This window comes from Flavobacterium sp. 90 (assembly GCF_004339525.1).
Classification (GTDB): Bacteria; Bacteroidota; Bacteroidia; order Flavobacteriales; family Flavobacteriaceae; genus Flavobacterium.
Window position 1 is genome coordinate 1740956 of the sequence record NZ_SMGE01000001.1, and the last position, 13708, is coordinate 1754663.

Annotated in this window: 10 protein-coding genes; 7 read left to right on the top strand and 3 right to left on the bottom strand. The window is 34.4% G+C overall.

The window, feature by feature from the left end:
- The first annotated feature begins 774 nt into the window (after nucleotides 1–774).
- From C8C83_RS06940 to C8C83_RS06970, 7 genes are all read left to right on the top strand, one after another.
- Nucleotides 775–2442, top strand: coding sequence for an alpha-amylase family glycosyl hydrolase (locus tag C8C83_RS06940; protein WP_121327310.1), 1668 nt, complete (start codon nucleotides 775–777; stop codon nucleotides 2440–2442).
- Between the two features lie 193 nt (nucleotides 2443–2635).
- Nucleotides 2636–3313 carry a glycerophosphodiester phosphodiesterase family protein gene (locus tag C8C83_RS06945; protein ID WP_121327311.1) on the top strand — a complete coding sequence of 226 codons (678 nt, stop codon included), beginning with the start codon at nucleotides 2636–2638 and terminating at the stop codon, nucleotides 3311–3313.
- A 190-nt stretch (nucleotides 3314–3503) separates the two neighbouring features.
- Complete coding sequence (locus C8C83_RS06950; protein ID WP_121329981.1) at nucleotides 3504–4712, top strand: NAD(P)/FAD-dependent oxidoreductase; 1209 nt, start codon at nucleotides 3504–3506, stop codon at nucleotides 4710–4712.
- 4 nt (nucleotides 4713–4716) lie between these two features.
- On the top strand, nucleotides 4717–5364 hold the full coding sequence (locus C8C83_RS06955) for an HAD family hydrolase (RefSeq protein WP_121329982.1): 648 nt from the start codon (nucleotides 4717–4719) through the stop codon (nucleotides 5362–5364).
- 226 nt (nucleotides 5365–5590) lie between these two features.
- Nucleotides 5591–6313 carry a hypothetical protein gene (locus C8C83_RS06960; RefSeq protein WP_121327313.1) on the top strand — a complete coding sequence of 241 codons (723 nt, stop codon included), beginning with the start codon at nucleotides 5591–5593 and terminating at the stop codon, nucleotides 6311–6313.
- A gap of 13 nt (nucleotides 6314–6326) precedes the next feature.
- Nucleotides 6327–7046 (top strand): hypothetical protein, encoded by a 720-nt coding sequence (locus C8C83_RS06965; protein ID WP_121327315.1) that lies wholly within the window; start codon nucleotides 6327–6329, stop codon nucleotides 7044–7046.
- Between the two features lie 24 nt (nucleotides 7047–7070).
- The gene (locus C8C83_RS06970; RefSeq protein ID WP_121327317.1) at nucleotides 7071–7814 is read left to right on the top strand and encodes a carboxypeptidase-like regulatory domain-containing protein; all 744 of its coding nucleotides are present in this window, start codon (nucleotides 7071–7073) and stop codon (nucleotides 7812–7814) included.
- A 101-nt stretch (nucleotides 7815–7915) separates the two neighbouring features.
- On the opposite strand, the gene C8C83_RS06975 is transcribed toward C8C83_RS06970, so the two are convergent.
- The 3 genes from C8C83_RS06975 to C8C83_RS06985 form a co-directional block, all read right to left on the bottom strand.
- A complete protein-coding gene (locus C8C83_RS06975) occupies nucleotides 7916–9475 on the bottom strand; it encodes a RagB/SusD family nutrient uptake outer membrane protein (protein ID WP_121327319.1) in 1560 nt (519 codons plus the stop codon).
- 11 nt (nucleotides 9476–9486) lie between these two features.
- On the bottom strand, nucleotides 9487–12528 hold the full coding sequence (locus C8C83_RS06980; RefSeq protein WP_233566023.1) for a SusC/RagA family TonB-linked outer membrane protein: 3042 nt from the start codon (nucleotides 12526–12528) through the stop codon (nucleotides 9487–9489).
- Between the two features lie 305 nt (nucleotides 12529–12833).
- Nucleotides 12834–13691, bottom strand: a complete 858-nt coding sequence (locus tag C8C83_RS06985) for an ROK family protein (protein ID WP_121327323.1) — start codon at nucleotides 13689–13691, stop codon at nucleotides 12834–12836.
- Nucleotides 13692–13708: the final 17 nt, after the last annotated feature.

Here is a 13708-nt window from a genome sequence, read left to right on the forward strand (position 1 = left end):
AGACGCACAGCAGTGCGTCTCCGCAAAGTTATTCCGTTGCGAATTCATGAATTATTTTTTGACAATCTTTGAGAATAAAATTCGTGAATTCGAGGCTATTTTTTTAACATAATGTATAGTGTAGTCCCTAAGGGACAATTACCTGTTTGATGATTATATTTCTACCAATATTTAACTCCTAAAGGAGTATATCTCGTAGAGATTAAATGTTGGTAATAAAATAAAGACAATCTAAATGAATGTCCCATCGGGACTACACATTTTTGACAAAACGAATCTGTTATGTTTTTAACAGACAAAGTATATATCGTAGAGGCGCACAGCAGTGCGTCTACGCAAAGTTTTTCCGCCACAAATTCACGAATTTTTATCATCAAAGATTGTCAAAAAATAATTCGTGAATTCGTAGCTATTTTTTTCAACGTAATGTATACTGTAGTCCCTACGGGACAATTACTTGTTTGATGATTATATTTCTACCAATATTTAACTCCTAAAGGAGTATATCTCGTAGAGATTAAATGTTGGTAATAAAATGAAGAAAGTCTAGATGAATGTCCTATAGGGACTACACATCTTTGATAAAACGAATCTGTTATGTTTTTAACCGACAAAGTATATACCGTAGAGACGCACAGCAGTGCGTCTCCGCAAAGTTTTTCCGCCACGAATTCACGAATTTTTATGCTCAAAAATTGTCACAAAATAATTCGTGACTTCGTGGGGGAAATTTTATTTAATACAAATTATAAATCTTAGTTAAATTTGAAATAAATGAAAAAATACACTTTCCTTTTTTTATCTTTAGTATTCTTAATCACGAGTTGTTCTGGCTCTAAATCAGTTACAATGAATCACGAAAATACTTCGAAAACGCCTTTAGTCTGGGAAGGAGCAAATGTTTACTTTTTACTTACCGATCGTTTTTATAACGGAAATCCTGCTAACGATTTAAACTTCAACCGAACTAAAACTGCGGGAAAATTACGTGGTTTTGAAGGCGGAGATATCATTGGAATTACCAAAAAAATTGAATCCGGTTATTTCGAAAAACTAGGAATCAATGCGATTTGGCTTACGCCAATTGTAGAGCAAATTCATGATGGAGTTGACGAAGGAACAGGACTTAGTTATGGTTTTCATGGTTATTGGGCAAGAGACTGGACAGCTTTAGATCCAAATTTCGGAACGAAAGAAGACCTTGCAAATCTGGTAAAAAAAGCACACGAAAAAGGCATCCGAATTGTTCTCGACGGCGTAATAAATCATACCGGACCTGTAACTCCCGAAGATCCTGTTTGGCCTTCAGACTGGGTTCGTACCGGTGTTGTTTGCGACTATAAATCATTCGAAAATACTACAATGTGTACTTTAGTAGATAATCTTCCGGATGTTAGAACCGAAAGCACGCAAGAAGTGGAATTACCACCTTTTTTAATCGAAAAATGGAAAAAAGAAGGTCGTTACGAAAAAGAAATTGCTTCATTGGATGAGTTCTTCAAAAGAACAAATTATCCAAGAACGCCTAAATATTATATTATAAAATGGCTAACCGATTATATCACCGAATTTGGCGTTGATGGCTATCGCGGAGACACTGTGAAACATACCGATGAAAACGTTTGGGCAGACTTTAAAAAAGAATGTGATTATGCGTTTGAAACCTGGAAAAAAAATCATCCAAAAGACGTTTTAGATCAAAACCCGTTTTATACGATTGCCGAAGTTTACGGTTACGGAATTAGCGGCGGACAAGATTATGATTTTGGAGATCGAAAAGTAAATTACTTTCAGAATGGCTTCAATAGCATGATCAATTTTGAATTTAAATGGAATGCTGCTCAGAATAATTACGAAGGTTTATTTTCTAAATATTCGAATGCTTTAAACAATGACTTAAAAGGATATTCGGTTTTAAATTACATGTCATCACACGACGACGGACAGCCTTTTGATGCAAACAGAGTAAAAGGTATCGAAGCCGGAACTAAATTATTGCTTTCGCCTGGAATGTCTCAGGTTTATTATGGTGATGAATCAGACAGATCTTTAGTTATTGAAGGCACTCAAGGCGATGCAACATTGCGTTCGAATATGAATTGGGACGCTATTCAAAATAATTCTGAAACTCAAAAAACACTTTTGCATTGGCAGAAATTAGGGCAATTTAGACGAAATCATCCTGCTGTTGGTGCCGGAATTCATACTCAGATTAGTAGTGAACCTTATGTTTTTTCGAGAACATTTAGCAAAGAAAATTTCGAAGACAAAGTCGTTATTGGTTTAGATTTACCGAAAGGCAAAAAAGAACTTCAAGTTAATTCGATTTTCCAAAACGGAGCAAAATTAAGAGACGCTTATTCTAATCAGGAAGCTGAAGTTATAGATGGGAAAGTAATTCTAGAAAGCGATTTTGATATCGTTTTACTGGAAAAAATTTAACCGCAAAGGACGCAAGGATTTTTATCTGGTAATATCTTAATAAACGCAAAGTTCGCAAAGCTAAATCAACACAAAGCTTTGTGAACTTTGTTTTTTATAAAATCACTTACACAAAAAACTTTGCGCACTTTGCGGTAAAACTACACATAGCAAATCTATTTTTTGCGACCTTTGCGTTTAAATCCTTCAAAATATGCTAAAAATAGGACATCGTGGTGCCGCCGGATACGAACCTGAGAATACTTTAAAATCTTTTCAAAAAGCATTAGACTTAAATGCTGACGGAATTGAACTCGATGTTCATTTAAGTTCTGATGGGCATATCGTAGTTATTCATGACGAAACCATCGACAGAACTACAAACGGGAAAGGCTTTGTAAATACATTATCTTTGTCCGAATTAAAATCGGTTTTGATTGACGGCAAACTTGAAATTCCAACTTTAATTGAGGTTTTTGATTTGATAGACAAAAAATGTCTGATCAATATTGAATTGAAAGGCGCCAATACTTCCGGTAAAGTTGTGGCTTTGATTGAAGAATATATTTCGGATAAAAACTGGAATTACGATAATTTTATCATTTCGAGTTTTGAATGGAATTATCTGGAAGAAGTTCACAATCTAAATCCAAAAATTGCAATTGGAGTTTTGACAGAAGAAGATTTAGATAAAGCTTTGGCTTTCGCCGAAACAATAAAAGCAAGAGCCATAAATCCGGATTTTCAATTATTGACTTTGGAAAACACCAAGAATATACAAGAGAAAGGGTTTCAGGTTTTGTCGTGGACAGTAAATACAATTGAGGACATTCAAAAAATAAAAAGCTATAATGTAGACGGAATTATCTCTGATTTTCCGGATAGATTATAATAAAAGAATAGCCACAGATTTCACAGATTAAAAGGATTTTTTCTTCCGCCACGAATTTCACGAATTTACACGAATTAATTTATGTTTAAATTTGTGAATTCCGAGCAGAAAAATCTGTGTAAATCATTTTAATCTGTGGCAAATAAAAAAATTAGTGCCAATTCGTGTAATTCGTGGCAAAAAAAATAAGATGATTAAAAATTTCGACATAATTATTGTTGGCGGAGGCGCTGCAGGTTTTTTTACAGCGATTAATATTGCAGAGAAAAATCCGAAACTGAAAATTGCAATTTTAGAAAGAGGGAAAGAAGTTCTTTCTAAAGTTCGCGTTTCCGGTGGCGGAAGATGTAACGTAACACACGCTTGTTTTGAACCTAATGAATTGGTTAAATTTTATCCACGTGGTGAGAAAGAACTTCGCGGTCCTTTTCATCAGTTTTGTTCTGGAGATACTATTGAATGGTTCGAAAAACATGGTGTCGAATTAAAAATCGAAGACGACGGAAGAATGTTTCCGGTTTCGAATTCCTCTCAAACTATTATAGATTGTTTCCTTGAAGCAACCGGAAAATTAGGCATTAAAGTCTTAACCGGACAAAGTGTACAATCGATTTTTAAAGCTGAAAATCATTGGAAAATCGATACTCAGGATGAAAACTATGCTACAGAAAAATTAGTTTTGGCAACAGGAAGTAATCCTAAAATTTGGGAAATGCTGCAAACGCAAGGACATGCAATCGTGAGTCCGGTTCCTTCCCTATTTACTTTCAACATAAAAGATCCCAGAATAAAAGAATTACCCGGCGTTGCGGCACAAGTTACCGTAAACGTAAAAGATACAAAACTCGAATCGACCGGACCTTTATTAATCACACATTGGGGAATGAGCGGTCCTGCAATTTTGAAACTTTCGGCTTGGGGCGCAAGAACTTTATTCGATAAAAATTATCAGTTTACCATTTTTGTGAATTGGTTAAATGATGTTGATACAGAAGATGCTGAGAAAATCCTGAAAGACCTAAAACAAGAACATGCTAAAAAAGCAGTTTCGAAAAAATCTCCTTTTGATTTCCCAAATCGTTTATGGGAAAGTCTGGTTTTAGCTTCAGAAATTGAAGCAGAAACGAAATGGGCAGATTTATCTAAAAACCAATTACAAAATCTAGCTTCTCAATTGACAAAAGCAAAGTTTCAGGTAAACGGAAAAAGCACTTTCAAAGAAGAATTTGTAACTGCAGGTGGAATTGATTTAAAGGAAATCAACTTTAAAACCATGGAAAGCAAACTGCATCAAAATCTTTATTTTGCTGGAGAAATTGTAAATATAGATGCTATTACGGGAGGTTTTAACTTTCAGAATGCATGGACTAGCGGCTTTATTTTGGCACAAAACATTTAATAAAATGAAATTTAAAGGAATCATTTTTGATCTCGACGGCACATTAGTAAATTCATTAGAGGATATTTCAGATGCAATGAATATCGTACTTCAAAAACAAAATTACCCAACGCATACGTATGATGCTTATCAATATTTTATTGGAAGCGGTTTGCGAAATTTGGTAAGCAAAGCGTTGCCTGCATCTAATAATACAGAAGGTCAAATCGAAATCTGTTTTGAAAACATGATTACAGAATATCGCGAGATTTGTACGCTTAAAACAAAACCTTACAATGGCATTATTGAATTATTAGATCATTTGGCATCTCAAGATTTCAAATTAGCTGTTTTTTCGAATAAAGCGGATGAACTTACCAAAAAAATCGTAGCCGAAATATTCCCTGATTATTTTGATGCTGCAGTTGGTTTAAGCACCGAAGCATTAAAGAAACCAAATCCGTTTGAAGCGATCGAAATAAGCAAAAACTGGAACTTAAAAACAGATGAAATTCTTTTCGTAGGAGATTCTGATATCGATATATTAACTGCAACAAATGCTAAAATGTTTCCGGTTGGAGTTTCCTGGGGTTACAGAACAGAAGACGAACTAATCGCTACTGGCGCAAAACTGGTAATTAACAGTCCATCTGAATTACTACAACTATTATAAAGTTTTCAGTCGCTATATTTAGTATTCAGTCGCAGTTTTCAGTCTCAATCTGAATAACTGAAAACTGAGACTGAGACTGAACAATATCTATTCACAATCTAAGTAACTGAAAACTGAGACTGAAAACTAAATACTTAAACAAAAATCTATTAACAAGAATTTACATATTTGCTAAGTTTTAGTTAAGACAATTCTAATAATTTTACTTTCAACTAATTAATCCTGTATGAAAGTAAAATTACTTACCACAATTTCTTTTTTAACCTATCAGCTTTCGATTTCTCAAACAGAAAAACTCCTAAAAGGAAAAGTTCATTCTGAAACCATCTTACTCAAAGATGTGGAAGTAATTAATAAAACTGCAAAAACTAGTACTAGAACAAATGAATTGGGAGAGTTTTCAATTTTAGTAAATGTCAAAGACAGTTTGATATTTTATACTAAAGACTATTCTTTTAAAAGACTAAAAGTAACTTCTGAAATCATTGAATCTAAAAATATTTTGATTGAAATGTCTCTTAAACCAGAGGAGCTAAAAGAAGTTGTTCTTACCACAATAAAATTTGAAAAAATTAAATTAGATAAGGAAGCAATCCAAAGTATAAAAAATATCAAAATATCGAGAGATTTAAACCGATATATATCAGGTTATAATGACGGAAGAATGCCTTGGGGAGTAGATTATAATATATCATTAGACAAAAAACCACGTAAAAATAAAAAAGAACAAATCGATTTCAAGAGACTTGCACAAAATTTATGTTCCCCAGGTTTTTTTATTGACGAATTAAAATTAAATCCTAATGAAAAAGATTTGTTTCTCGAATTTTGCGAAACTGATTCAAAATCAGAAGATCTTTTAAAGTCTGGAAATACTCTCAGTATAATGGATTTTCTCTATGCAAAAAACACACAATTTCAGAAGCTGAAAAAGGAACCTAAAAACTAATAAATTGCTCCAAATGAAAGTAAAATTACTCACGACAATTTCTTTTTTCACCTATCAGCTTTCAATTTCTCAAACAGAAAAACCACTTCATGGAAAAGTTATTTCTCAAAATCTAGTTCTTAAAGATGTGGAAGTAATTAATAAAACGGCGCAAACAAGTACAAGAACAAACACTTTAGGAGAATTCACAATTTCAGTAAAAGTGCAGGACAGTTTAATTTTCTATTCCAAAGATTATTTCTTTACTAGATTAAAAATCACCACCAAAGATATTGAGAACAACAATCTCCTCGTTAACATGATTCTGAAACCTGAAGAATTGAATGAAGTTGTGATAAATCAGGTCGAATTGGATAAAGTTAAGATTAGCGCTGATGATGTTGCAGATGTATTAATCAGTAAAAAAGCCAAAGATTTATCCTGGAATACAGGAGTTAGTGATAATTCAATTAGAGAAGCGCTTCGAATTTCATTTCCTTTAAAAGGTAAGCAGAAGAAAACAATCGAAGTTGACGAACGCTTTAAAAAACTGGTTATGGCTTCTTGTTCGCCTGCCTTTTTTATCAACGATTTAAAAATAAAACCCGAAGAAAAAGAATTGTTTCTTGATTTCTGCGATGCTGATCCAAGATCTAAAAAGCTTTTAGAAAATGCAAATGTGTTGTCTACAATGGATTTTCTATACGCTAAAAACACAGAATTTCAGAAACTAAAAAGTGAACCTAAAAACTAAATAAAATCTAACCAATTTCTCAAAATGAAAGTAAAATTACTCACAACAATTTCTTTTTTAACTTATCAACTTTCGATTTCTCAAACAGAAAAATTACTTCACGGAAAGGTTATTTTTCAAAATAATCCACTAAAAAATGTTGAGGTTATTAATAAAACTAGCAAAACGAGTACAACTACAAACTCTCAAGGAGAATTTTCGATTTTAGTACATGTAAAGGACAGTTTGATTTTTTTTTCGAAAGAGTATTTCTTTAAGAGATTAAGAGTAACCAAAGAAAATATTGCGGCTGACAATCTTGAAGTAAGGTTGAGTCTAAAACCAGAAGAATTGGATGAAGTAATAATTACTGACGTAAAAATGACGCCTTTTAAAATTTCTCAAAAGGATTTAGATGCAGTAAAAATCGAAAAAGATGCTGCCTCTTTACAAAAATATACCGGCGTTAATGACGGAAGTATTGCGGGTGGTCTGGACTTTGGTCGAATGACAACTGGACTTTTTAACTTATTTAAAAAAGATAAGGACGAACCTAAAACGAAAACTCCGGAAAATGACTTCAAAAAACTTGTAGCAAAATCAGTTCCTAATGCTTTTTTCACAAGAGATTTGAAATTAAAACCAGAGGAAAAAGAATTGTTTCTTGATTTCTGTGATGCTGATCCAAAATCATTAAATCTTTTAAATCACAGTAATATTCTTTCTACAATGGAATTTCTAACACTTAAAAACGAAGAATTCCAAAAGCTGAAAACTGACGAAAAATAAAGTTTTCAGTCACAGTTTTCAGTCACAGTATAAAAACTGCGACTGACACTGAGAACTGCGACTGGTAACTAACAAATTACTCTACTCTTATTATAATCCATTTAATATCCGGGATTCTGTTTTAAATTCAAATTAAACAATGCATCTGAAGGAAGACAATACAATAAATATTTCTCTGGAGAAGTATTCTTTTTCAATTCTCTTGGTCCAAGAAATTTTCCAAAACGAATCATATCGTTTCTTCTCCAGCCTTCCCACCATAATTCTCTTCCTCTTTCTGCTAACAAGTTTTCTAAAGTTGCCGTTGGCGCAAGAACTCCTGTTCGAACAGCAATTTTGTCCATAATATCCTGAGCTGAACCATTGCCTGACGCAGCGCCACCTCTTAGAATTGCTTCGGCTTCCATTAATAACGCATCTGCATAACGCATTAAAATAAAGTCGTTTTCAGGATTGTCTAGATTATTAACATCAGGTTGGTATTTTTGAGTTCTAATTCCGGCTGTTTCAATCGTTGGTCCTGAAAGAATCAGCGTTACTTCTTTGGTAAAGAACAATGGATTTCCGTTTCTATCCTTTAACGGAATTGTTCCTCCTGGCGTAACTTCACCAGTAACCTCATCTGTTGTTTCAGGTGCATACATTTGTCCGTATTGAAATCCGATTGGGTTTCCAAAATGTGCAATAATTTCAGGTGTTGAATGTTGGCGACGATCATCGGCAGCATTAAAACGGTCATAATATTCGCCTACAGTACAAAAACCGTTGTAACCATCTGGTGTTTGATTGTAATGCATTCCGTATCTCCAGTAATCTCCAAGAGCTCCGCCATCTCCCAAAACATTTTTCGAAGAGAATAAAATCTCCGGCGAATTGTTATTATCCGGCACAAAATTATCCCAATACGAATCGGCTAAACTGCTTTTTATGGCTTCAACATGTGCAATAACTTTGTTCATATTTGCGGCTTCAAAAGTATATGGTCCGGCAGGATTTGCGGCTTTGAAAACAGCAAGATTTAAGTAAATTTTAGCCAATAAAAAATGTCCTGCATCTTCATTTACAATACTTGCATCTCCAGCAACACGTGCCGGTAAATTTGGTAAAATAGCTTCTAATTCAGTACGTACAAAATCTGTAGCTTCGGTTCTTGTCCAAACTTTAGGATCACTTGTTAACGGAGTTCCCGCATCTCTATGTGGCGTTTGTCCGTATAAATCCAAAACATTATAATAATAGAATGCTCTTAAAAAACGTGCCTGAACAATCTCTGACGGATCTTTAGAATTTTGGATAATGGTATTACAATCATATACACTTGTCAATAAACTATTCCATGCATTTCTGATCTCGACATTATCCGGCGTCCAGGTAAGTGTGTGAAATTGTCTCCACGTACCATTATCATCCCAATCTCCTCCTCGTGTTGGCCCAACTAATGCATCTGTAGACATTTCGTTTAACGTATGCATTTGTTCCTGAACCTGAAAATTTCTTAAATCCTGGTAAGCTGTTCGCAATAAAGCTGCTGTATTTACAGGCTCATTTTCTCCTCCGGTTGGAACTCCGTCTAAAATTTCTTCATTTAAATCCGTACAGCTAACACTTAAAATCAGTGTACTTACGAAAAAAATACTTTTTATAATATTGATAGTTTTCATAGTTTTTAAAATTAAAATGTTACGTTAAGTCCAAAAGCGATTCCTTTTGATCTTGGGTAAGCCAAATAATCCATTCCTGCCGAAGGAACTCCGTTAACTTGTTTATTAATATCTACTTCGGGATCAAATCCGGTATAATTTGTAAACAATAACAAGTTTGAACCGTTTGCATAAACACGTACATTTTTGCATTTTATTCTTTCAACTAAAGGTCCTGTAAAAGTGTATCCAAACGTTAATTCTCCCATTCTTAAGAAATCTCCTTTTTGCAAAAATTTGGTCGAAGGCGAGTTTGGATCTCCTTGTGCTTGTTCAGAATATGCTGCTTTTTCAGTAACATTTCGACCTCCTAAAAAGGCTCCTTTAAAGAAGTATGCATTTTGTGTATTATCATAAATATAATTTCCTGCAACTCCGTAGAAAGAAACTACTGCATCAAATCCTTTGTATTTAAATGTTGATGAAAAACCATAATTTATTTTTGGCAATGGCTGTTTGTTCAGTAATTGTTTAGAAGCGTCTCCAAGTCCGGCTGGTTGTCCTGCGGCATTTGTATAAATAGAATTTCCGCTGGCGTCATATCCTTTAAAATCATATAAATAATAGGAATAAAGCGGTTTATTATTCGTGATTACTTGCGTATAAGCGCCGTCTAATCCTTGTCCGTTTAAACCTCCTGTTCCAACAGTTCCGCTAAAGTTTTTCATTTCGTTTTTAAGGAAGGAAGCATTAGCTCCAATTTCCCAAGACATATTTTCGGTTTCGATTATTTTATAATCCAAACTAACTTCAAGTCCCTGATTGATTAAGTTTCCTGGTAAATTTTTGTTACGTGGCGTATTTGGTCCCGGTTGTGTTGAGGCTTGCGGAACCGGAAAAATCAAATCGCTTGTATTTCTGTAGAAATAATCTACCGTTCCTGTTAATCTGTATTTAAACAAAGTAAAATCTGTTCCAATTCCCCATGATTCTGTAGTTTCCCATTTTAGATTATCATTTGCATTGGTATCGATATTTAAAGTTCCATTATTACCATAACTTGCTCTTCCGATTGCTGAGTTTGGAGCAAATTCCTGATTTCCTGTAATACCCCAGTTTGCTCTGATTTTTAAATTATTAAGCAATCCGTCTTTATCCTGAAACAAATTATCGGCAAAACCTATAGACGGAAATGTTCCGTATTTGTTATTCGCTCCTAATTTTGTAGATCCGTCTGTACGAACGGTTGCTGTAATCACATATTGTTTGAAAAAAGTAGCATCGGCTCTGGCATAAAAAGATTGCAGTTCAGAGGCATTTTTAAAAGAACTGCTTCTAAATTCATTCTGAAGTCCGCCTTCAATATTATCGATCAAATTGGTTTGTGCCAAGTCGTATCCTTTCCCCGAAGTTACAAAACCACTCGCCAGATAATAGTAATAAGAATATCCAACTAAAGCATTCAGGTTAAAATTATCGCTGAATTTATTGGTGTAGTTTATATTATTTTCGAATGTTTTATTGAAGTTGTTAAGTCCCTGAATAGACGCTGTTCCGTATTTTGTAACTGCAGGATCTGATCCCGGAACTGTTCCAAAAAATGCCTCGCCTTGTATTTGCATCGTTGGCAAAATCTGGCTTTTTCTTGTAGATGCTGAAGTTTCTATTCCAAATAAGAAATTATATTTAAAATGACTTCCTAAGTTAAGAACGGCATTTATACTTCCTAATAATTTACTTGTATTGGTATAATCTTTATAAGAATCTAATAATTGCACCGGATTCAGATACGTTTCGCTAACTACATTATAATGTCCGTCAGCGTTGTAAATTGGTCGCGTTGGATTCCAGTATAATGCAGATCCAATAACGTTTCCAATATAACTGGCATTGTTTGTTATCAAAGTAGTTTCATCATTTATACCTGCGTAAAGCAATTTTGTATCTACTTTAAGTACTTTATCAAAGAAATTATTGGAGTTAAAAAATGAAATGGTGTATTTGTCTAATCCTGTATTTTTTACAATTCCTTTGTTATTACTCGTAGAAAAAGATACTCTGGTGCTCGAATTTTCGCTTGACGAATTAAAAGATAAACTATTGTTTATGGCTAATCCATTTTGCAAAACGGCATCTTCCCAATTGTAATTTCTTCCACCATAATCCTGATTATTGATTGCCGGAGTTCCTGCAACCGGATCTGCGGGAATCGAAGGCACGCCCGCGGCTTTGCTTGCTGCAACAAACTGATCAGCATTCATAACATTAAAATTTCCTGCTTTTCTGCTAAATTGTGTTGAGGTACTAAAGTTGAATTCCGGAACATTTGATTTTCCTTTTTTAGTTGTAATAACGATTACACCATTTGCTCCACGCGCACCATAAATTGCTGTAGATGAAGCGTCTTTAAGAACCGAAATAGATTCGATATCAGCTTCGTTTATAAAGTTCAAAGGATTTTTTGCCGAAGATGTTCCCAATAAATCAGTTCCTTCTGCAGATACATCGCCTCCGCTTAACGGAACTCCATCTACCACAATTAAAGGACCGTTTCCGGAACGAACGGAAGAAGATCCACGAACACGAATCGTTACTGCCGAACCAGGTTCTCCGCTTGATTGCGTAATTTGTACTCCGGCTACTTTACCTCTTAACAATAAAGCTGGCGAAGTATTCGAAACTCCGTCAAAATCTTTAGCCGAAAGTACATCAACAGCTCCCGTTAAATCTTTCTTTTTTGAAGTTCCATAACCCACGACTACAACTTCGTTTAGTTCGCTGCGATCTTGCGCCATTACTACATTTATCTTGGTTTTACCGTCAACGTTTACTTCTTGATTTTTAAGACCTATGTAGCTAAAAACTAAAACGGCTCCTTTGCCCACATTTTTAATTGTAAATCTTCCGTCAAAATCAGTTTGAGCCTCATTTTTACTTCCTTTTACTATAATCGAAACGCCGGGAAGCGGGCCACTAGAATCTGAAACCAGACCTGACACATCTTGCGAATACATCAAACTGGTACATAGAATGGTTATAATAACCATTAAGCCTTTTTGTAGACTATTTTTCATCGTAATATCTTTTTGGTTAATAATTTTGGTTTTTGTTTAGTTAATTTTTATAATAGATTTAATTTTTAAAATGTTTATTAAAGATGCCAATCAAGAGTTGAAAGTCTCCAATTTGTGCTGTTAGGCACTAAATATTGGTAGAAATTAAGTTCGTAATGTGTTGGCGTGCCGTAGGTACCCAATAGTTATCGTTTTGTTGCGTACCTACGGCACGCTAAATTTATTCCTGTCTCTATTTTCTACCAATATTTAGTGCCTAAAGGCACATCTAAACTCTTGATTCACATTATAATTTTTGGTTGAAACTAAGCTGTTTCAAGGTTAAAATTGTAAACTAATGCCGCAGCACCTAATACAGCACTATTTTTAAGTTCTGATTTTTCGATTTTGAGTTTTTTGAGTTCAACAGGAAACATAAAATCCTGAAGTCCCTGCCAAACGGCATCAATAAAAAACTCGTAAGCGTTACTAATAGATCCGCCAAGAATTATGGTTTCAGGATCGTATGCGTATAAAACTATTTTTACAACCTCAGAGAGATTTTTACCGTAATCTTTAAAAATTTCTAAAGCTTCGGGATCTCCTTTTTTGGCTTTCAAATAGAGTTCTTCTCCATCTAATCCTCGGGAAATAAAAAATTCGCTCGCACAATATTGTTCTATAATTCCATCTTTATACGAGATGCTTCCTATTTCTCCGGCTCCCGTATTTACGCCTTGATATAATTTGTTTTCGATAATGATTCCGCTGCCAAGACCGGTTCCTATTGTCACTCCAACAAAATTTGCAGCGTCAATTCCTTTGCCGAAGAAATTTTCGCCAAGCGCAAAACAATTCGAATCATTATTGACATATACCGGAATTTTAAAATGATCCTCGAGTATTTTTTTTACATGAACTTCTTTCCACGATGGTATTGCAACAACATCATATACAATTCCTTCTTTCCAGTCTACAACGCTTGGCACTCCAATACCAATACCTTCGCAACCAGGTTGATAAACTTGTTCTATGGCTTTTATTAATCTGTCCAGAACTACTTTTTCAGATTCTTTGGCGGGCGTATCTAATATGCATTCGAAAATTATTTCTTTTCCTAAAATTAGGCTAGTGTGGATTTTTGTCCCTCCCATGTCAACGCCTATGATCTTTCTTTCCGACATCTTTATTACTTTATATA